This window comes from Pararhizobium sp. LjRoot235 (genome assembly GCF_964254145.1).
In the GTDB taxonomy this organism is placed as follows: domain Bacteria; phylum Pseudomonadota; class Alphaproteobacteria; order Rhizobiales; family Rhizobiaceae; genus Pararhizobium.
This window is the reverse complement of the sequence record NZ_CAXUSP020000001.1, coordinates 2,921,659-2,941,679: the sequence shown is the minus strand read 5'-3', so window position 1 is coordinate 2,941,679 and position 20,021 is coordinate 2,921,659. Positions and strand designations below refer to the sequence as shown.

17 protein-coding genes and 1 pseudogene are annotated in these 20,021 nt (G+C 60.5%); 11 read left to right on the top strand and 7 right to left on the bottom strand.

Translation table 11 applies throughout. The annotated features are described in order from the left end of the window. Nucleotides 1-61: 61 nt before the first annotated feature. Nucleotides 62-490 (top strand): CoA-binding protein, encoded by a 429-nt coding sequence (locus ACSQ2Z_RS14185; RefSeq protein ID WP_436081772.1) that lies wholly within the window; start codon nucleotides 62-64, stop codon nucleotides 488-490. A gap of 133 nt (nucleotides 491-623) precedes the next feature. Next, the gene (locus ACSQ2Z_RS14180) at nucleotides 624-1,904 is read left to right on the top strand and encodes an O-acetylhomoserine aminocarboxypropyltransferase (RefSeq protein ID WP_436081771.1); all 1,281 of its coding nucleotides are present in this window, start codon (nucleotides 624-626) and stop codon (nucleotides 1,902-1,904) included. Here ACSQ2Z_RS14180 and ACSQ2Z_RS14175 read toward each other — a convergent pair. The 7 genes from ACSQ2Z_RS14175 to ACSQ2Z_RS14145 all read right to left on the bottom strand — a co-directional run bounded on the left by ACSQ2Z_RS14175 (nucleotide 1,867) and on the right by ACSQ2Z_RS14145 (nucleotide 7,042). After that, nucleotides 1,867-2,340 carry an ATP-binding protein gene (locus tag ACSQ2Z_RS14175; RefSeq protein WP_436081770.1) on the bottom strand — a complete coding sequence of 158 codons (474 nt, stop codon included), beginning with the start codon at nucleotides 2,338-2,340 and terminating at the stop codon, nucleotides 1,867-1,869. The two genes, ACSQ2Z_RS14180 and ACSQ2Z_RS14175, sit on opposite strands and share 38 nt — an antisense overlap. A gap of 52 nt (nucleotides 2,341-2,392) precedes the next feature. Next, a complete protein-coding gene (locus ACSQ2Z_RS14170; protein ID WP_436081769.1) occupies nucleotides 2,393-2,974 on the bottom strand; it encodes a hypothetical protein in 582 nt (193 codons plus the stop codon). Between the two features lie 135 nt (nucleotides 2,975-3,109). Beyond that, nucleotides 3,110-3,730 (bottom strand): hypothetical protein, encoded by a 621-nt coding sequence (locus tag ACSQ2Z_RS14165; RefSeq protein WP_436081768.1) that lies wholly within the window; start codon nucleotides 3,728-3,730, stop codon nucleotides 3,110-3,112. Between the two features lie 375 nt (nucleotides 3,731-4,105). Further along, on the bottom strand, nucleotides 4,106-4,711 hold the full coding sequence (locus ACSQ2Z_RS14160; protein ID WP_436081767.1) for a DUF2326 domain-containing protein: 606 nt from the start codon (nucleotides 4,709-4,711) through the stop codon (nucleotides 4,106-4,108). Next, complete coding sequence (locus ACSQ2Z_RS14155) at nucleotides 4,708-5,307, bottom strand: ABC-three component system protein (protein ID WP_436081766.1); 600 nt, start codon at nucleotides 5,305-5,307, stop codon at nucleotides 4,708-4,710. Before ACSQ2Z_RS14155 ends, ACSQ2Z_RS14160 begins: the two co-directional genes overlap by 4 nt. 579 nt (nucleotides 5,308-5,886) lie before the next feature. Next, entirely contained in the window at nucleotides 5,887-6,114 is a 228-nt protein-coding gene (locus ACSQ2Z_RS14150; RefSeq protein WP_436081765.1) for an ABC-three component system middle component 6, read from the bottom strand. Further along, entirely contained in the window at nucleotides 6,098-7,042 is a 945-nt protein-coding gene (locus tag ACSQ2Z_RS14145) for an ABC-three component system protein (protein ID WP_436081764.1), read from the bottom strand. The genes ACSQ2Z_RS14150 and ACSQ2Z_RS14145 overlap by 17 nt, the downstream gene beginning before the upstream one ends. A gap of 552 nt (nucleotides 7,043-7,594) precedes the next feature. Here ACSQ2Z_RS14145 and ACSQ2Z_RS14140 point away from each other — a divergent pair. The 9 genes and pseudogenes from ACSQ2Z_RS14140 (at nucleotide 7,595) to ACSQ2Z_RS14100 (ending at nucleotide 20,012) form a co-directional block, all read left to right on the top strand. Further along, the gene (locus ACSQ2Z_RS14140; protein WP_436081763.1) at nucleotides 7,595-11,107 is read left to right on the top strand and encodes a DEAD/DEAH box helicase; all 3,513 of its coding nucleotides are present in this window, start codon (nucleotides 7,595-7,597) and stop codon (nucleotides 11,105-11,107) included. A gap of 201 nt (nucleotides 11,108-11,308) precedes the next feature. Further along, nucleotides 11,309-11,998, top strand: a pseudogene (locus tag ACSQ2Z_RS14135) (efflux RND transporter periplasmic adaptor subunit); the annotation flags it as partial. Beyond that, on the top strand, nucleotides 11,995-15,168 hold the full coding sequence (locus tag ACSQ2Z_RS14130; protein WP_436081299.1) for an efflux RND transporter permease subunit: 3,174 nt from the start codon (nucleotides 11,995-11,997) through the stop codon (nucleotides 15,166-15,168). The pseudogene ACSQ2Z_RS14135 and the gene ACSQ2Z_RS14130, both read left to right, overlap by 4 nt. A 185-nt stretch (nucleotides 15,169-15,353) precedes the next feature. After that, nucleotides 15,354-15,761, top strand: a complete 408-nt coding sequence (locus ACSQ2Z_RS14125) for a hypothetical protein (protein ID WP_436081300.1) — start codon at nucleotides 15,354-15,356, stop codon at nucleotides 15,759-15,761. A 137-nt stretch (nucleotides 15,762-15,898) separates the two neighbouring features. Beyond that, on the top strand, nucleotides 15,899-17,338 hold the full coding sequence (locus ACSQ2Z_RS14120; RefSeq protein WP_436081301.1) for a multicopper oxidase family protein: 1,440 nt from the start codon (nucleotides 15,899-15,901) through the stop codon (nucleotides 17,336-17,338). Nucleotides 17,339-17,369: 31 nt separating this feature from the next. Next, entirely contained in the window at nucleotides 17,370-17,810 is a 441-nt protein-coding gene (locus ACSQ2Z_RS14115) for a DUF411 domain-containing protein (RefSeq protein ID WP_436081762.1), read from the top strand. A gap of 5 nt (nucleotides 17,811-17,815) precedes the next feature. Beyond that, a complete protein-coding gene (locus ACSQ2Z_RS14110; RefSeq protein ID WP_436081761.1) occupies nucleotides 17,816-18,457 on the top strand; it encodes a TlpA family protein disulfide reductase in 642 nt (213 codons plus the stop codon). After that, the gene (locus ACSQ2Z_RS14105; protein WP_436081760.1) at nucleotides 18,454-19,188 is read left to right on the top strand and encodes an SCO family protein; all 735 of its coding nucleotides are present in this window, start codon (nucleotides 18,454-18,456) and stop codon (nucleotides 19,186-19,188) included. Before ACSQ2Z_RS14110 ends, ACSQ2Z_RS14105 begins: the two co-directional genes overlap by 4 nt. Next, complete coding sequence (locus ACSQ2Z_RS14100; protein WP_436081759.1) at nucleotides 19,182-20,012, top strand: DsbA family protein; 831 nt, start codon at nucleotides 19,182-19,184, stop codon at nucleotides 20,010-20,012. Before ACSQ2Z_RS14105 ends, ACSQ2Z_RS14100 begins: the two co-directional genes overlap by 7 nt. The last annotated feature ends 9 nt before the right edge of the window (nucleotides 20,013-20,021 follow it).

Below are 20,021 nucleotides of genomic sequence, written 5' to 3'. Positions count from 1 at the left end.
TTGACAGTGGAGGGGGCTATCCCAATTATCGCGCGACGATTGCTTTAGGTGGACTTCGACGATGAACCATGATGCCTATCCGGATTTTTATATCTCCGACATTCTGAAATCGACGAAGACGATTGCACTTGTCGGCGCGTCGCCGAACCCCGAGCGGCCGAGCCATCGGGTGATGGCGTTCCTGTTGCGCAAGGGCTACACGGTTTTCCCGGTCAATCCGGGGCAGGCCGGCAAGGAGATCCAGGGACAGAAGGTCTATGCCCGGCTGGCCGATATCCCGGAGGCTATCGACATGGTCGATGTCTTCCGCGCCGCCCATGCCCTCCCGGCGCTGGTCGATGAAATCCTGGCTCTGCAAGTGCGCCCGACGGTGATCTGGGGACAATTGTCGGTGCGCGACGACCAGGCGGCGGCAAAGGCGGAAGTGCAAGGCATAAAGGTCGTCATGGACCGCTGTCCGGCGATCGAATATCCGCGTCTTGTCGGCTGACGGCGCCGCTGGCATCCGGCCAGAGATTGGAAATCCATACTCGCCCAGCGTGTATATCCAGTAAAACAGTCTTTGACCAGCAGCTGTGGCCTCTGGAATAGTGCGCCGATCTTGGGCGAGGGAGAATATGTCCGTGAAGAACAATCCAGGTTTCAATACGCTTGCCATTCATGCCGGCGCCCAGCCTGATCCGGCCACGGGCGCGCGCGCGACGCCGATCTATCAGACGACGAGCTTCGTCTTCAACGATGCCGATCACGCCGCCTCGCTGTTCGGCCTGCAGGCCTTCGGCAACATCTATACCCGCATCATGAACCCGACGCAGGCGGTGCTGGAAGAGCGGGTCGCGGCGCTCGAAGGCGGCACGGCAGCGCTCGCCGTCGCCTCCGGCCATGCGGCGCAGTTGCTGGTCTTCCACGCCATCATGAGCCCGGGCGACAATTTTCTCGCCGCGCGCCAGCTCTATGGCGGCTCCGTCAACCAGTTCGGCAATGCCTTCAAATCCTTCGACTGGCGGGTGCGGTGGGTCGATACGGCGGATATTTCGTCGTTCGAAAGCCAGATCGACGAGCGCACCAAGGCAATCTTCATCGAGAGCCTTGCCAATCCAGGCGGGACATTCGTCGATATTGCGGCGATCTCGGAGGTCGCGAAAAAGCACGGCTTGCCGCTGATTGTCGACAATACGATGGCGACCCCATATCTGATCCAGCCGATCGAGCATGGCGCCGACATCATCGTGCATTCACTGACCAAGTTCATGGGCGGACACGGCAACTCGATGGGCGGTGTGATCGTCGATGGCGGTACGTTCGACTGGTCGAAATCGGGCAAATACCCGATCTTGTCGGAGCCGCGCCCGGAATACGCCGGCATGGTGCTGCATGCGACTTTCGGCAACTTCGCCTTCGCCATCGCCTGCCGCGTGCTAGGCCTGCGCGACTTCGGCCCGGCTCTCTCGCCGTTCAACGCCTTCCTTCTTCTGACGGGCATCGAGACGCTGCCGCTCAGGATGCAGCGCCATTGCGACAATGCCCTTGCGGTCGCCACCTGGCTCAGCACGCATGACAAGGTCGCTTGGGTCCGCTACGCTGGTCTGGAGGCTGATGCGAACCACTCGCTTCAGCGGACATATTCGCCGAAGGGCGCTGGCGCGGTATTCACCTTCGGCCTGAAGGATGGCTATGAGGCGGGGAAACGCTTCGTCGAGGGACTGGAGATGTTCTCGCACCTCGCCAATATCGGCGACACCCGCTCGCTCGTCATCCATCCGGCATCCACGACCCACCGGCAGTTGACGCCGGAACAGCAGGCGGCGGCGGGGGCCGGCCCGGAAGTCGTGCGCCTGTCGGTCGGCATCGAGGACATCGCCGACATCATCGCCGACCTCGACCAATCGCTTGCCAAGGTTTGATGTGGTTCATCACATATGTCTGCATTTTCTCGGGGAGGGGGATGGCGCAATGGCGTTCGAGCCGTCCCGGACGCAGTAATGCCTCGTCGATCAGGGCGGGGAAGTTCGTCGCCCCGATGACGATGACGCCCTCTCGGCCACGGACACCGTCCATGCACTCGAGAAGACCGTTTACCACCTGCCGCGAGTAGCTGGCATTGTCTCCGGACAGTGCCTGCCTGTCGCCAAAGCTGTCGAATTCGTCGATAAACAGGATCGACGTCGAATTCTTCGTCGCGTCGTCGAAGGCGCGTCTCATTGCCTTGAGGAGATCGCCCAGATGCCCCATCGCCTGCCAGCGAGCGGCTGACGCGAGTACAAGTTTCACTCCGCACGTCCTCGCCAGTGCCGCAGCGAACGATGTCTTCCCGCAGCCGGGCGGATCGGACAGGAGCATGCCGCGATCCACATCGCTCCAGGTCAGCTTTCCGCTCCTCCAGTCTGCGAGATCAGTGGCAAGTTCCCCACGTCGCCGCGGGTCCAAATCCATGGAGGTCATGCAGTGTCGGGCCGGGATCGGCGTTGTCTGGCGCGGGGGCTTCGGGAGGAGTGGGGTATCGACGCAGTCGGGCAATCATGGCGTCCACCGAGCGTCCGCGCCTCATCATCAGCGAAAGCCTGGTGATGTCGTGGGTCATGAGGAATTCGGCGTCGGCGTCACCGATCCTACCGAACCCCATTCTCTTGGCCGCGATCTTAATGTCCATGGCCGTCGGACGAGGCAAGGCAGCGGTCACGTCGGAGAGCAGGCGAACATCGTCCGTCACCCACTCCTCGAATGCCAGCAGGATGATCACTCGCCGGGTTCCGTTGTATCTGGTGAGCTTGGTGATGTCGCTGAGGTCCGGGTCATCCTTGATTACGATGACATCGGAGGGGTTGCGAATATGCGCTCCGTCAAATGGGTCTCCGAGCAGCCGATGGGCCGCCGCCGAGTAGGGATGGATGTTGGTCCCCTCCGGAACCACTACCGACGCGACGAAACCTTTCGAACTGCGAAGGAAATGCCTCAGCACGCGGGATAGGGCCACGAGGGCCAGCTGCGCTGCAAGCGGGAGCTCATGTCAAGTCCGCTCTGCGAACTCGTCGATGGGATTTGTAGATGACTTGAGCAAACTCTTACGCATTCTCTGAGGACCTCGATGAAACGATTGCGGCGAACGGCGTCAGGCCGCCGATATCCGTTTCACCGTCGTCCGGGGTCCTATAAGCGCTTCGTCCAGGTCCACGTCCACGAAACCATTCAGGATCATGCAGGCAAGGCCTCCGATTGGTTTGGTTTCGGAGAACGCTGTCAGACATTCAGCCACCGTGAGCGCACCATGTTCATCCAGGGCGGCGAGAAGACGAACACGATCGCCAAGCGTTACGAGATAGTTCCCGTATCTAAGGAGGTCCTTCGCGTTCCGAAGGCGATTTCCGAAATAGAGATCGGTCCTTTCAAATGTTCGAAACTCGTAGCCCGCGCTTTTTGCGGCCGATTTCAGCAACCCAGCCGTCGATGTCTCGCTTCGATCGGGGGCGTCGAGCATGACTTCAAAACCCGAGTTGTCGGTCACCAAGAAATCGCATGCGTAATGATGATCGGAAACCAGCAGGGACGGTGGATTGCACGTCCAGGTCCGAACTGAGTGATCGACATCGAGGAGGCAGGCGACGTCACGAGCGACCTGAGATCGAAAGACGGCCGGGCCTTCGCACTTGATCGTGGTTCTGGGAAAGAAAGACTTCCGGGAGGCAACACCTCCGACGGCGACAATGGCCGCGGTATTCTGCAAAACAGTCATGTAGAAGGACCTCAACAACGAGAAACGCCCGACGGCCATCATGGCCGTGTGACGGTCAGCGTATTCGCGATGTTAGGCGTTGGGTCCGGATGCTCATGGGGAACAAAAATAGAACAAAATACCGGAATGTCCTAGGGGCCCAGGTGGATTTTTTCCATTTTTGCGAGCGAGAACAATAGACATCCGGGCGGCGGCTGTTGACCGAAACCGAATCGAGACAACTGACGTGTCACGCGGGACACCGATGGCCAGCCACCAAACAGAGCGGTCGGCCGTCGATCCCGCTTCCCGCTGTCCGTTTTCGGTTTCCAACCATTTGACGAGTATCGATGATATCGGGGTCTGGAGCTTGCCATGGAAAGCATAGCTCCAGCGCTAGCCAAACCGGAACCCAAAAAGGCCGCCGCCAAGTGTGTCCTCGAGGACGACGGGTAGGACCCGACTTGGCGCGTCGAACCCAGCCGAAAATTCCAGCTTTTCGTATTCGTCCGAATTCAACATTGCGATGTACTGGCCACCAACCTCAGCCGTCAGAGACGCGCCAAGTTCCAGAGCCGTTGCCTTCTGTCGACTGTCAACGGGATCGAATAGGTGGCTGTCGTGAATGAGAAATCCGAGACCGCCGAGTCTGGTGGTGACGACCTTATAGAGGGCGTAGTCGAAGCAGAATATCTCCATGCTCGCGATGCCGCCGCTGTTACCGCTTTCGATCTCTACCTTGAACTCGGGTCCCGTGGGGAGGGGATTGATTTCGAATGTGCCCCAACGGTCGGCGTATAGCGATGTCCGGGCCTCGCGCACTGCATTCACGGCATCGCTAATCACATCCGAGCGCGCGGCAAGGTCGTTTTGCAGGCGCAGCAGGAGCGAGTTCTCGACCGTCTTGGTTTTCGTCGTCTTGGTCTGAAGGGACAGGGCATCTTCAAGCTGGCTTTCGAGCCGTGCGAGGGTCTCCTCTTTTTGGGCGAGCCTCTGCGTCATGGAAGCCAAATCGCTGAACGCCCCCTTGCCTTCGAGCTGGGTGAGTATCTCGGAACGCCTCTTAGCCGCGGCACCTTCTCCCCGTCGATCTCACCAAGTCTAGCCTCGACTGATGCCAGTTCTTCCCCCAGATGGACGCGGCGATTAGTGAGGATGGATTCGTGGAAATTCCTGACATCCTCGAACCGTTTCGTCACCGATCCCGGAAGATTGATTCCGGCTTCTCTGTAAACACGATCGACGGCCTCCGCGTCGGCCGGGACCTCCTGCTCCAGGCTTTCTTTCAGGTGACGCAACGACATCGTGAGCCTGGCCGATTCCCGGGCAAGCTTTTCAAGCTTTGATCTCTCCGCATCGGCCTCCGCGACCAGCTCGTGGAAATGTTGTTCGACCTGGAAATTGGACACGTCCTCTCGAAGCTTCACCGCATCGGCTTCGGCCGCTGTTTTAGCATTGAAGATGCGGGATATCGTATTCGTCTTGGGATCGAGCTTGGCAGTCAGGCGCTTGCGTTCCGCCTTCTGCTTGGCCCGTTCCTCGCGCAGCTTTTCAAATTCGAGAGAGAGCGTCCAGTCGAGCCCGAAGAGGTAGGACAAGGCGATCCGCGCTCCGCCTTCCGACTCCTCTTGTGATACTGCCGGGCACCGAGGAAACCGCCATCCTCGCGACGTCGTGCGAAATATCCCATCATCGAACGGAACGTCGGCGCGTGCGGCGAACTGAACGGTTCGCGCTTCCGCTCGAGAGGCAGGCGGAATGCGACATGCCCCAGCCAGCGGGTCCAGTCGGAGTTCTCCATCGTGATAACACCGAAGACATCGGTCGAGACGTGAACGCCGTCCGGGATGCCGCCCTGAAAGTCGGGATACACTATGCCGCTGTTGCCCACGTCTCGGCGCACCCTGACGCGGATGCCCGAAAACTCGAATTCGCCCCAGAACGATGCGTCTGCCATTTCGGGAAAACGGAAGAACATGTCGCCGGTCTTGTCCCCGCCGAGCAGGAAATGGACGATCTGGACAACGCTCGACTTACCAGCCCCGTTTCGGGTATCAGTGTCGTCAGACTCCGTGTTCCGCTCGGCGAGCAGGATGTTGAGACCTTGGTGGAACGTCATGGTCTTGAAAGTTTCGATCGAGCTCCCGATTCCCAATATCATGTCGTGGTCCTGTTCTTCAGTCCGATAGGCCCGACGTCATGTCGATGGAATCGATCATGTAGAGAAGGGACAGCGCAAGCGTGAACCAGTCGTATCCGACCGGGTACTTGCGAGCCTTGTCTGCACGGATGCGTTCCCACAGTTCGCTGACCGAGCGCGGGCCATCGCCGAGGAGACCGAGTATTTCGCCTCCTATGACGATAAGCGACCGTTCGGCCGGCAGGAACTTAGTTGGCAAGATCATGGATCAGCACCGCGGGCGTGGATACGGGATTTTCTTCGAAGATCACGCAGACTTCAAACATCGTCGCCAAGACAGCCATCGCCGCCGGTTCGCGGTACTCCATGTTTTCCTGCGTGATCCTTCCCATGATCGCCGCGTGCATTTCGTGAAGGATGTCCTGGGGCTTGAGACCCTGATTGCGGAAGTCTTCGTAAAGACCTCGGATACCTTTCGTCACGGTGTCGCTGTCAACCGTCGCAAGGGCGGCCTGGACCTCGGGAGAAAAGCTGTAATATTGGCGCATCTGGAGCCGCCAATTGGGCGGAATATCGTTGTAGGCCAGTTTGTCCACGGGAACGACCCACGTGCCGTTGGATTGGTCCACGGCTACGTTGAACGATTTCACAAGGTCTGCGATTACGAGAGACAACGCGGCCGGCAGCATGGTTCGATCGACGTCCGAGGAATTCATGAAGCCGATGATGTCCTGGCAATCTACGTCGGTCATGCCTCGCAACATCGAGCGAAAGCCCTCCAGACCGAAATGGCCGACTTCAACGCCGTCTGTTTTTCCCCGCTTGATCAGATCGTTCAGGGTGACGGTCATGTCGGCCGTAAGACCGTCGACCATGTTGTGCAGGAACTTCCATCGGCTCATCCCGATACCCGATTTGAGCGCCTTCTCGTGGTCGGCGACCATTTTATTGCAGACATAGGATGGCTTCTTGCTCACCCCGTTTTCGGCTCCGTAGCACTGATAGACGGTGCCGTCGGACGTGTGAAAACCGTCCAAACCATCGTCACCAGCATTTCTGTGGGCGCGGATCGGAACGAAGGCATCTCCGTAGACGCGCCCGAAAACGGTACTGACGAATGCCTGGAATGCCGTACCGTGGTTTTGACGGAGGTGCAGCTCGAGGAGCTTGTTCCAGTTTTCGGGGCGCGCCATTGAAGTGTATCCTCGCGTTGTCGCGCCTGCGGCCGACCTGAATCGTTATCGTATTGTTTATCTGAATTTTCGATGAAACAACTGGGAATTGAGAACGGCCCTGAAAGGGGGAGCATGACTGCGAGAAACGGCCCGGAGTTCCAAGGTTTGAGCGGCTCGTCGTGAATACGCGCCAGATGGGACGCCCGACTGCGCGCTCATTCGAACTAGACGATCGGCATCGGGAGCGATCCCCTCCTGCCGCGGTGAAAGCTATTTACCGCTGCTTAGCATCGCAGGTTCCACTCTCAAAAACATGCCGCCACGCATCAATCTTTCCGAGTTTTCGGGGAGCGTAGCGCTCGAATCGGCGAGTGTCATTTTGTTGCGATCAGCGCCCTTGAAGCAGAATTACCGCGGGAGGCTAGCCCGGGTCGACGTTTTACGAAAGAGGCATGATCCCGCCGGCCACCCTTGCCGCATGGACAGACCGTGACTTCGAGCGCCGCCGGTTGCATTTCCCGGCACACTGGTTGAAGACTGCGTACAAACCGCATTCACAGGTTCCTATTGATGTCGAAAAGACCGTTTCTCTCCAAAAATGTCGCCGAGTTGGAGGCAATTTATAAAGCCAGCAACAAAGATAGAAGAACGTCAGAGCTACTGACGATAGAGTTGAGCTATCGTACGACCCAGAAGGCGGCTGCGTTGCGAGAGCGTATCGCCAACGAACAGGCTGTCTCCCGACCATTAGAGAAAACGCGGCCGTCAGCGCCGGAGGAACGATCGCGGACATCGACACCACAGGGGCAAGTCGAGCCGAAGGCGGACAGGCGTCCTGCGGTGGAACAGCCTCAGCCATCCCGTCTAGTTCAAATTCCGCCGGTTACCAATAAGGCAGGTGATATCCTTAGCGCTTGGACCGCGCTGGAAGTTTTGTCGCCACAGGGCTTCAAAAAGGAAACTGACCTGGTGCCGGAAGACAGGTCGGCGTTGGCCATGTTCGATAAGGACGATCTTCCGTGGGAGATAAGCCAAAAATCGAGACCCAAGAAGCGCCTCTATTTCGAACTCTACCTCGGGACCGTTGCCATGGCTCCCTCTGTTGAAGCTCTGTTGAAGGTCTATTCTGACAGTCGGCCCGAGCGGCCGACTGTGAAGGGGTTCAGCCCGATCGCAAGCGTCATTCTCGACAAGGAAGGACGGCCTCTTGAAGAAGATACCAGCGCATCGATATCCAGCTTCGCCTGGGGAGTGCCAGTGGCATTGCGGGGCGACCTCCGAAGACTAGCTGATTGGCCACGACAGGAGCGTTTGCTGACGGCGGCGCTCCGAGAAAAGCTCGTCTCGAGAAATCGCGCGAACGAAATTGCGCCTCTAACCAAGGGGCACATCCGAAACGTCTATAACTGGCTCGTCCAGGCGCTCGAACTTGGCGGTCTCGAAACGAAGGCTCCCTATTTCGTCATCAAACGGTTCGAGTGGATTGGGAACAAAAATCCTCCCGAACCGAACCTGATGAATTCATTCTATCTCGAAGACCTGGCTACTGCACGGACGCTGGTGGATGGGAACAGCGTTCCACTTGCTCTCTCGCACTATCTCGGGATGAACTCCCCAACGAAACGAACGGACTTGTTGGAGGACACAATCGGTTTGCAGGAATTGTTGCAGCCTAAGCTGACCCCAACGGGCCGCTGGCCGGGCAATGGTCGTAATCCGCTGGCGCTTCTCCAGCAAGCCGCCGTCAACGCCACCGGACCAGACCAATTGCCTACAGGCATATTGGGGGTAAACGGACCGCCTGGGACTGGGAAGACCACTCTGCTGCGCGACGTCGTCGCGGCAAGGGTTGTGGAGCGCGCCACCGTGATGGCAATATTCGAACGCCCGTCCGAAGCATTCGAACAATCGCGCATAAGCTTTTCCCGCAGTGGGGCAACCATCTCTCTTTATAGGCTCGACAAGCGCCTCAAAGGCTTCGAGATGGTCGTCGCGTCATCGAACAACAAGGCCGTTGAGAACGTCAGCGCGGAGTTGCCGTCGATCGAGGCCGTCGCGACCGATGCGCCACAGCTACGCTATTTTCAGGCAGTTTCGAACAACGTGTTGAAGCGGGATACATGGGGCCTGATCGCGGCGGTCCTGGGTAAGTCATCCAACCGATTCCAGTTTTCACAGGATTTCTGGAAAGACGAAGAGAATGGCCTATCGACCTATCTCAATCACGGCAGTGGCCAGCCACAGATCGTAACGATCCCTCAGGAAGACGGACCACCCATTCGTCGGCTTCGCGAAATCATCGAGCGTGAACGCCCGCCTCAGAACGCGATGGAGGCCGCGTCACGATGGGATGCAGCAAGAGCCCGTTTCCAGAAGGCGAAATCTAGCCTTGAAGGGAGGCAGTCACATCTCCAAAAGCTTCACGTTCAAATAAATCGCCTTGTCCAAATAGGCGTTGAATACAGGACTGCCGTCGATCAGCGCGCGGCTTTGGCAAACAGGATAGCCGATATTGAGGGGCAGTTGGCCTCCGTAACGCAGGCGGCACGCACGCAACAACAGGCGCTGGACGGTGTCCTTGAGCAAAAGCGACAACATGCGAACGCGCGCCCTGGTATTTTCGGTCGAATTTTCAGAACCGCGCCTCATCGAGAATGGGTAGCGAGAAACGACGGTTTTTCGGCCACCGTCAAGCGACACGAAAGCGTCCTATCGCCTCTGATGGTCCAGTCTCAAACTCTTGCTTCCGAGACACAGCGCCTTAAACAATCCGTCGCCAAGATCATGTCAACGCTCTCGGAGCTCAACAACGAGCGGATAGTCCTCGAAAGGACTACCATACCTGCGCGAGCGGCGCTGGGAGTGGCGATCCCCGATACTGAATTTTTCGGCCGACCGCACGATGAAATCCAGTTGCTGAATGTCTGGTTTGATAAAGGCACAAGCGTAATGCGCGATCAGGTCTTTGAAGAAGCGATCCACTTGCATCGCGCCTTCATCGATTGCGCCGCCGATTGCCTAAGACAAAACCTCTCGATCTTCATGGAAAGCTTCGGCACACGTTCCCTGGGAACTCCGGAGAAGGACGCCCTCATTCCAGAACTCTGGGCATCGTTCTTCCTCGTTGTTCCCGTGATTTCGACCACGTTTGCCTCGGTCCATCGCATGTTCTCCCGCCTACCGCCGGAGAGCCTGGGCTGGTTGCTGGTCGACGAAGCGGGGCAGGCAAATCCCCAGGCCGTCGTCGGTGCCATGATGAGAACCAAGCGCTCAATCGTTGTGGGAGACCCACTTCAGATCGAGCCAGTCGTGAGCTTGCCCAACAGTCTGACCGATACGGTTTGCGGTTTCTTTGGCATCGACCCGCTGCGGTTCAACGCACCCGAGGCGTCGGTACAAACCCTCGCCGACGCGGCAAGCATCTACTGTGCTCGGTTCCCGATCGGTAGCGGACATCGTCATGTCGGCGCTCCCTTGTTGGTCCACCGTCGTTGCAACAGTCCGATGTTCGATATTTCGAACGAGATCGCCTACGCAAACCTGATGGTCCAAGCAAAACAACCGACGAAAGACAATCCAGTCCTCGGACGATCCGCATGGACGAACGTGGTCAGCAATTCCTCTCATGACAAATGGTCTGCGGAGGAGGGAGCGGTCCTGTTAAAGATGCTTCGCCAACTGCGCGCCGGCGGCGGGGAGCCTGATCTATATATCGTGACCCCGTTCGTCATCGTCCAAGACAGCCTCCGCAACGAGCTGCTAAGGGACGGGATTCTCGAGGGATGGGTCGAGAACCCGCGGAAGTGGGTAAACGAAAGGGTAGGGACCGTCCACACGGTGCAGGGGCGGGAGGCCGCCATCGTGTTCTTCGTGTTGGGCGCACCAATGCCTTCGCAGGGTGGTGCCCGCTCGTGGGCGGGCGGACGTCCAAATCTGGCGAATGTCGCGGTAACCCGCGCGAAAACGACGCTGTACGTTATCGGAAACAGGGAAAGCTGGAGGACAGCGGGCTATTTTTCGACCCTCGACCGACTTCTACCTCGATACGCAGTCAATGTCAGCGGACCGGTTACCGGATCGTAAATGCCATAAACTTCCACCACGCCTTTGCTGAATCCGAAAAAGACGTTGTAGTCAGAGCGCGTATAACAGGCTGCGCGGCTACAAAGCGCCCGGATAACGGCCGCCCCCCGGCAAACAGGGGCGGCCGTTGGTCGATGTCAACGTTTTGCGTACGAAACCGGATATCCGGCGTCCTGGATCGCTGGCGCACCTGCGAACTCGGATTCCGGAGCGGCGCTGCGACTGAAAAACCTTGGCGTACCTAGCGCGACGATCAGCAGCATCGCGGCCGAGCGGAAGGTGCCCCGGAGCATCGCCTACACGTCGCCGCGCGACGGCGTCGTGCTGGAGCGCATGGCGGTGAGCGGCATGATGGCCGAGGCGGGAGATATCCTGTTCCGCATCGCCGACGTGTCAAAGGTCTGGGTGATCGCCGACGTTCCTGAGTACGAACTGGGCTCCGTCCGCAAGGGCGCGGTCGTCTCCGTGATCGTCCGCAATCTGCCGGGCACGACGTTCAAGGGAAAGGTCGATCTGATCTATCCCGAGGTTGAGATGCAGACCCGCACAACGAAGGTCCGGATCGAGTTGCCCAATCCGGACGGGCGACTGATGTCCAACATGTATGCCGAGGTTGAGATCGAGGCCGGAGCCGGAAGCGCGGTGGTCGCCGTTCCCAATAGTTCGGTCATCGATACGGGCGACCGCCAGATCGTCTTCCTCGACAAGGGCGAGGGCAGGTTCGAACCGATGGATGTCTCTCTCGGTGTCCGTGGCGAGGACATGACCGAAATCACCAAAGGAATTGCCGCCGGCGACCGCGTGGTCGTGTCTGCCAACTTCCTGTTGGATGCCGAAAGCAACCTGAACGCAGCATTGAGCGCCATGACGGCGGACGAGGTGAAGCCATGATCGCGCATATCATCTCGTGGTCCGCCCGCAATCTCCTGCTGGTCTTCTTCGGCGCGGCGCTGTCCATCGCGGGCGGCGTCTATGCGCTGCGCACCTTGCCGCTTGATGCGATCCCCGATCTCTCCGATGTCCAGGTGATCGTCTTCACCGACTATCCGGGACAGGCTCCGCAGGTCGTCGAGGACCAGGTCACCTATCCGCTGACGACGTCGATGCTGACCGTGCCGAAGTCGAAGGTGGTGCGCGGCTTCTCGTTCTTCGGCGTGTCGTTCGTCTACGTGATCTTCGAGGACGGCACCGATCCCTACTGGGCGCGTAGCCGCGTGCTCGAATATCTGAATGCCGCTGCCAGCCGACTGCCGGACGGGGTGTCGCCGAGCCTCGGCCCGGATGCTACGGGCGTGGGCTGGGTCTACCAATACGCCGTCGTCGCTAAGGAACTGTCGCTGGCAGAGCTTCGGTCGCTGCAGGACTGGGTCGTGCGCATCGCCGTCTCCAAGTCGGAAGGCGTGGCCGAGGTGGCCAGCGTCGGCGGCTTCGTCAAGCAGTATTCCATCGTCGTCGATCCGGCCCGCCTGAAGGCGCAGAACGTCTCGCTGTCGGACATCTCCGACGCCGTCCGCACCAGCAACCGCGACGTCGGCGGCCGGACCGTGGAAATCTCCGAGTTCGAGTTCATGGTGCGCGGCAAGGGCTACCTGCAGGGCATCAAGGACATCGAGAACATCGTCCTGAAGACGAACGCGGGCATTCCGCTGCGTCTGTCCGACGTGGCGAGGGTCGAACTGGTCCCGGACGAGCGGCGCGGCATCACCGAGCTGAACGGCGAGGGCGAGGTCGCCAGCGGCATCGTCCTTCAACGCGTTGGGGCCAATGCTCTGACTGTCATCGAGAATGCCAAGGAGAGCCTTGCGGCGATCCAGGACAGCCTGCCCGCCGGAACTGAAATCCTTCCCGTCTATGACCGTTCGAAACTCATCGAAGCGGCCATCGAGACCCTGAAGGGCACGCTGGTCGAGGAATCGATCGTCGTCGCTCTGGTGACCATCGCCTTCCTGCTGCATGTGCGCAGCGCGCTGGTGGCCATCATCATGCTGCCGATCGGCATCCTGATCGCCTTCATGGCGATGCGGGCGCTCGGCCTCGGCTCGAACATCATGAGCCTGGGCGGCATCGCCATCGCCATCGGCGCGATGATCGACGCCGCCATCGTCATGATCGAGAACGCGCACAAGCATCTGGAGCGCGCGCCGGACAAGCCGAGAACGGAAGTCCTGATCGACGCTGCAAGCGAGGTCGGTCCGGCGCTGTTCTTCAGCCTGCTGATCATCACCGTGTCGTTCCTGCCGATCTTCACGCTTGAATCGCAGGAAGGCCGCCTGTTTGGTCCGCTCGCCTTCACCAAGACGTTCGCCATGGCCGCCGCCGCGCTGCTGTCGATTACGTTGGTGCCGGCATTGATGATCCTGTTCGTCCGGGGCCGCATCGTTCCGGAACACAGGAACCCGCTCAACCGCCTGCTGATCTGGATTTACCGTCCCGTCATTGCTGGCGTCCTGAAGGCAAAGACCCTGACTATCATGGCGGCCATTGCCATTCTCGCCGTCACGGCCTGGCCTGTGCAGCATGTCGGCAGCGAGTTCATGCCCAGTCTCGACGAGGGCACGCTGATGTACATGCCGACCACCCTGCCAGGCCTGTCGGTGACCAAGGCGGCCGAGCTGATGCAGACGCAGGACCGCATCATCAAGTCGTTCCCGGAAGTGGAGACGGTGTTCGGCAAGGCGGGGCGTGCGCTGACCGCAACCGATCCGGCTCCGACCGAAATGTTCGAGACCATCATCACGTTGAAGCCGAAATCCGAATGGCGGCCGGGCGTCACCTCCGACAGCCTGAAACAGGAGATGGACGCCGCGCTGCAGTTCCCCGGCGTCTCCAATGCCTGGACCATGCCAATCCGTGCCCGCATCGATATGCTTTCGACCGGGATCAGGACGCCCGTCGGCGTGAAGGTCTACGGCACGGATCTCAAGGAGATGGAGAAGGTCGCACGGGATATCGAGACCGTCCTCAAAGCCGTGCCGGGAACGTCTAGCGCCTATGCCGAGCGGGTCATCGGCGGATACTACCTCGACATCATCCCAGACCGCATGGCTCTGGGGCGGTACGGTCTTTCCATCGACGACGTCCAGGACGTCATCGCGATGGCTCTGGGATCCGAGGTCGTGACGTCGACTGTGGAGGGCAGGGAGCGGTACGGGGTCGCCATCCGGTATCCGCGGGCGTTTCGAAGCGATCCGCAATCCATCGCCCGTGACGTCCAGGTATCCCTGCCGGGAGGCGGCACGGTCCCGCTCGGGGAAGTCGCGGAGGTCAAGCTCACCCGCGGTGCTACGACCATCCGCACTGAAAACGGCCAGCTTGCCGTCTACATCTTCGTCGACATCGCCAACCGGGACCTCGGAGGTTACGTGGCGGAAGCCCAGGCTGCCGTAGCGGCAAGCGTTGAGATGCCGCCGGGCTATTCGGTCGCCTGGAGCGGCCAGTTCGAATATCTCGAACGGGCGAAGGCCCGCCTGACGATCGTCGTTCCGCTGACGCTCGCGCTCATCTTCCTGCTGCTCTTCCTGAACTTCAAGGCGCTGACCGAAACGCTGATCGTCATGCTGTCGCTGCCGTTCGCGCTGGTCGGCGGCATCTGGATGATGTGGTGGCTCGGCTTCAACGCCTCGGTTGCCGTCGCGGTCGGCTTCATCGCGCTCGCGGGCGTTGCGGCGGAGACCGGAGTGATCATGCTCATCTACCTCGACCAGGCTCTGAGGGAGCAGCGCGCGCTCTGCGAGACTGAAGGACGAGACTTCACCCGAGCCGACCTTCATGAGGCGATCATGGTCGGCGCTGTCGAACGCGTCCGGCCGAAGATGATGACTGTCGTGGCGATCATGGCGGGCCTGGTGCCGATCCTCTGGAGCACGGGTGCCGGGTCGGAAATCATGCAGCGCATCGCCGTGCCGATGATTGGCGGGATGATCTCGTCGACCATCCTCACGCTTGTGGTGATCCCCGCGATCTACGGGCTGGTCAAGGGTTGGCGGCTCTCGGCGCGTTCGGAGGCCCGCGCGGCCTCGATCGGGGCAGACGTGACGGCCCTGAAGGAGGCCGCGGAATGACAGGAGGAAGCCATGATAAACGACATGATGGGCAGCGGAATGATGTGGGGCATGGGGCTCGCGGGCCTTATCGGGATCGTGGTGATCGTTCTCGCGATCGCGGCGCTCATCAAGTATTTGTTCTTTCGCTGACGCATGCGCCCGCGTCGTCGATCGACGGTTCACGTGGCGGCCGGCCGAACGCTATGAGACGCAACAATGGCTTGTTTTTAACCCAGTTCGGCGTAATTCTTCGTGTCATGAGACACTGGTCGGCTCGAAAGCTCTACGCTTTGGTCCTCGCGGTCTTTATCGCCGCGGGGATGAGCCTGTCGGTTGCTCAGGCAAGCGGCATGAACGCCAGGATGGCGACAATGTCCGAGATGGACATGTCGGCTCAAGGCGACTGTCAGGACTGCCCCGACAAGCATACTGACAAAGGCATGAAGGCCTGCGGCGTCGTCTGTGCAGCCGCCGTGTTCGCAATGCTTCCGGCAGCGACGCTCATGCGCGAGCCTCGCAAGCTTGCTTTCTTTGCCAGGCGCGACCCGCTCCTGCGCGGGAAAGCATTGCCGCCCGATCCCTATCCGCCACGAACCTCCGACATCGGCTGATGTCCGACTGTCGCGTCAAGCGACCGGGCCGGGCAAGCGAACGTATGCGCTGTTTTTGCGCCGAGCGGCCAACACGGTGAGAGAGCCCACCAAGGGCCGATGCGTTCCCTCATCCACGATGATTGGAAGGATCGAATGTGAATACCCAATTCAATGGCCTAGTGTCGCGCCGGGGATTGCTCCGGACTGGCGCTGGGCTCCTGTTGACCGTTGCATTGCCGCCATTGCTGGGACACGCGGCGGGCTCCAACGAGTACCGGATCGTCGCCGCGCCAGCCCGTGCGCGTCTTGCTGGTGCAGGTCGCCCGGAGACGGATGTCTGGGCCTATGACGGCACCATACCGGGCTCGCTCGTGCGCCTGCGCCAAGGCGAGCCAGCCCGTCTCGTCGTCGAAAACAGGCTCGACCAGGAGACCACCGTCCACTGGCACGGAATCAGACTGCCCAACGCCATGGACGGCGTTCCCGGCCTGACCCAGCCGCCGATCAAACCGGGCGGGAGCTTCGTCTACGAATTCACCCCGCCGGATGCAGGGACCTTCTGGTACCACCCGCATGCCAATAGCCTTGAGCAGCTCGGCCGCGGTCTGGCCGGACCGGTGATCGTCGAGGAACGCCAACCCGTCGCCGTCGACCGCGATCTTCTCTGGCTGCTCACCGATTGGCGGTTGACCGACGAAGGCGGGATCGCCTCCGGCTTCGGCAACCGTATGGAGGCGGCGATGTCCGGCCGCGTCGGCAACACCGTCACACTGAACGGCCAGGTCTCGGAGGCGGAACCGGTCCGGGCCGGAGAGCGCATCCGCCTGCGCCTCGTCAACGGCTCGCTCGCTCGTATCATGGCGTTGCGCTTTGAGGGGCACAGGCCCTTGATCGTCGCGATCGACGGTCAGCCCTGCGATCCGCACGAGCCCGAGCGCAGGCGCATCCTGCTCGGTCCCGCCATGCGCGTCGATGTCATGCTCGACATGCAGGGCGAACCGGGTCGGCGCTACGGCGTCATCGACGATTTCTATGACGGCCTGTCCTATCTGGTGACGCAGCTCGCCTACGACGACAGTCCGCCAGTCCGCGAGCACCCTCTCGACGCCTCGCTTGACCTGCCGCGCAATCCTTTGCCGGAACCCGACCTTGCCGCGATCGAGCGTCATGGCCTGACCCTCCAGGGCGGCATGATGAGCGGCATGGGTGGCATGCAGGGCGGGGGGATGATGCATGGAATGATGAGCATGGTCGGCAGTCCGACATGGACGATCAACGGCATGTCGATGACCGGTGACGGCCATGCCGGCATGCAGCCTGCCCTCACATTCCAGCGCGGTCGCAGCATCATCCTGGTGATGCGCAACGAGACCGCCTGGTGGCACCCGATGCATTTCCATGGCCACAGCTTGGCGGTGCTGAACCGAAACGGAATGTCCGTACCGCACCGCCAATGGCAGGACACGGTGCTGATGGCACCGAAGGACGTCGTCAAGGTCGCCTTCGTCGCCGACAATCCCGGCGACTGGATGCTGCACTGCCATGTCATGGACCACCAGATGGCAGGCCTGATGACCGTGTTGCGCGTCGCCTGAACCAAACAGATCTATCCAAGGAGAAACCGAAATGAACCGTACAATCCGCTTCGCCAGCCTCACCGCTCTCATCGCCTTCGCGTCACCTGCCCTCGCCGAACCGCTTCAGGCGACGCTCTACAGGAACCCGCAGTGCGGCTGCTGCGAGGGTTATGCCGCCTATCTCCGCGACAACGGCTTCACTGTCGACATCAAGCCGACCAACGACCTCCTCGAGATCAGCCACAAGGCCGGCGTGCCGGAAGGGATGGAAGGCTGCCACACGATGTTCATCGACGGCTACGTCATCGACGGCCACGTGCCCGTCAACGTCGTCCGCAAGCTCCTCACCGAGAAGCCCGCGATCGCCGGCATCACCCTGCCGGGCATGCCGATGGGATCGCCTGGCATGACCGGCACCAAGACTGAAAAATTCGTGATCTACACCGTGCCTAAGGACGGCAAGTCACAGGACGTTTACGCGACGGAATGACCAGGATGACCCGCACCGTCTCAGTCGACCGATCAGGCGCGTCCGCCTCGCGCCGCTGGATGATGCTTCTGCTGGTGGTCATCGGCTGCGCCGGGCTTGCGGGCATATTCATGCTCCGCTCCCCCGTCGCCCCGGCGCTTGAGGGCACTCCAAAAGGCTTCGTACTGAACGAGGTCCCCAGTTCCCTGCCGGAAGTCCAGTTCACCGATGACGAAGGGCGTCCGCGCGCGCTCGCGGATTTCCGTGGCAAAGTCGTCTTGCTCAACATGTGGGCAACCTGGTGCCTGCCATGCCGCAAGGAGATGCCCACCCTCGATCGGCTTCAGGCGGCGCTGGGCGGCGGCGGCTTCGAGGTCGTCGCACTGTCGGTCGACCGCCAGGGAGCGGAGGCGGTGAAGACGTTCTACTCGGAGATCGGGGTGCGGAACCTCGCCGTCCACGTCGACGCCAGCGGTCAGGCGCTCTCCGCCCTTGCGGCGGTCGGATTGCCTACGACAATCCTGATCGACCCCGAGGGGCGCGAACTCGGCCGTCTGATGGGACCCGCCGAATGGGACGCGAAGGACATGGTCGCGTTCCTCAAGCCGATCGTCGAAAGGGAGACGGGACGCAGGGCCGTCCCCGAGAAAAAGGAAAGTACGCCATGACCGACTTTGCTTCCGGACCCTTCGTCGTTCCCCCCGCGCGGGTCCTTCACTTGGCAGTGCTGGCGATCGCCATGATGATCGCGTTGATCGCCCCCGCCTCGGCGCACTCGCTCGAGGAGGTCGACCAGGACCTCCGTGAGAAGGAGAAATATTTCCAGGCCGTCGACGGCGAGGCGCCCGGGTTCTCGTTGCGGGACGCGGACGGGCGTGCCGTCAGCCTTTCCGATCTCCGCGGCAAGGTCGTCGTCCTGAATTTCGTCTACACCAACTGTCCCGACATCTGTCCGCTGCATGCGGAACGGATCGCCGAGATTCAGAAGATGGTCAACCAGACGCCGATGAAGGAGATGGTCGAGTTCGTTACCATCACCACTGACCCGAAGCGCGACTTCGGGCCGGTCCTCAGCGACTATGGCAAGGCGCACGGACTCGATTCCGTAAATTGGGTTTTCCTGACGTCTGCGATGGACAGGCCCGAGGACACGACCCGCAAGATCGCCGAAGCCTACGGACTCAAATTTACGGAAGGCGAGGACGGCATGCAGATGCACGGGATCGTCACCCACGTGATCGACCAGGACGGCCGTCTTCGCGCCCGGTTTCACGGGCTGAAGTTCGAGCCGGTCAATCTTGTCGTCTTCATCAATGCGCTGACAAACCGGACCCAAAAACCGCATCCGCACCCGCGACCCGGCTTTTGGGACAAGCTCAAAGGATCGCTTCCATGGTAGCAGACGGGCCGAAAGATTTGGCATCCGGCTCGCCCGAGCCGAACGCCAACACTGGGAAGCAGTCGAGGGGCCTGAGAGCCTTGGTGTTGGCCACATTTGCCCTGGCCGGGCTGTCGGTCGTGTTCTCCGCCCTGGCGCTGCTGTTCGCGGCGGGAATTCTTCCACCGCTTCGCGGTACCGACAATCTCGAGCGTCAACTGCGCGCCTATCTGCTCAACAACCCCGGGGTGATCGTCGAATCCATCAACGGCATGGAACTCCGTCGGCAGGCTGCGGCTGAGAGCGAAGTGACTGCGGTCATCTCAGAACGGCGCGATGAAATCTTCAACGATCCCGATTCTCCGCTCGGAGCCAATCCTCAGGGCGACGCCATCATCGTGGAGTTCTTCGATTACAACTGCCCGTACTGCCGTCAGGCGACGCCGATGCTCGATAGACTCGAGCAGGAGGACAAGGAACTGCGCCTTGTTTTCAAGGAATATCCGATCCTCGGTCCCGGCTCGGTCTTCGCCGCCCGAGCGGCGCTCGCAAGCCAGAAGCAGGGCAAATACCTCGCCTTCCACAAGGCGATGATGGCCTACCAGGGCCGCATAACGGAAACTTCCAGCCTCGAAGTCGCATCCGATGTGGGTCTCGATGTCAAGAAATTGAAGCAAGACATGAAGGACCCGGCAATTGACGAAACCATCAGGCGCAACATCGCGCTCGCACAGGCGTTGCGTATCTCGGGTACGCCGAGCTTCGTCGCGGGTCGGGAGATCGTGCGAGGACTGACCGACGCGGGCGGGATGAAGCGGCTGATCGCATCGGCACGGGGGAGCTAGGCACCGATG

Coding starts and splice junctions, on each gene's coding strand:
- ACSQ2Z_RS14100 (WP_436081759.1), top strand. CDS start 19,182: ATGGTAGCAGACGGGCCGAAAGATTTGGCATCCGGCTCGCCCGAGCCG.
- ACSQ2Z_RS14105 (WP_436081760.1), top strand. CDS start 18,454: ATGACCGACTTTGCTTCCGGACCCTTCGTCGTTCCCCCCGCGCGGGTC.
- ACSQ2Z_RS14160 (WP_436081767.1), bottom strand. CDS start 4,711: ATGACGCAGAGGCTCGCCCAAAAAGAGGAGACCCTCGCACGGCTCGAA.
- ACSQ2Z_RS14140 (WP_436081763.1), top strand. CDS start 7,595: ATGTCGAAAAGACCGTTTCTCTCCAAAAATGTCGCCGAGTTGGAGGCA.
- ACSQ2Z_RS14130 (WP_436081299.1), top strand. CDS start 11,995: ATGATCGCGCATATCATCTCGTGGTCCGCCCGCAATCTCCTGCTGGTC.
- ACSQ2Z_RS14150 (WP_436081765.1), bottom strand. CDS start 6,114: ATGATCTTGCCAACTAAGTTCCTGCCGGCCGAACGGTCGCTTATCGTC.
- ACSQ2Z_RS14185 (WP_436081772.1), top strand. CDS start 62: ATGAACCATGATGCCTATCCGGATTTTTATATCTCCGACATTCTGAAA.
- ACSQ2Z_RS14110 (WP_436081761.1), top strand. CDS start 17,816: ATGACCCGCACCGTCTCAGTCGACCGATCAGGCGCGTCCGCCTCGCGC.
- ACSQ2Z_RS14165 (WP_436081768.1), bottom strand. CDS start 3,730: ATGACTGTTTTGCAGAATACCGCGGCCATTGTCGCCGTCGGAGGTGTT.
- ACSQ2Z_RS14125 (WP_436081300.1), top strand. CDS start 15,354: ATGAGACGCAACAATGGCTTGTTTTTAACCCAGTTCGGCGTAATTCTT.
- ACSQ2Z_RS14175 (WP_436081770.1), bottom strand. CDS start 2,340: ATGCTCCTGTCCGATCCGCCCGGCTGCGGGAAGACATCGTTCGCTGCG.
- ACSQ2Z_RS14115 (WP_436081762.1), top strand. CDS start 17,370: ATGAACCGTACAATCCGCTTCGCCAGCCTCACCGCTCTCATCGCCTTC.
- ACSQ2Z_RS14145 (WP_436081764.1), bottom strand. CDS start 7,042: ATGGCGCGCCCCGAAAACTGGAACAAGCTCCTCGAGCTGCACCTCCGT.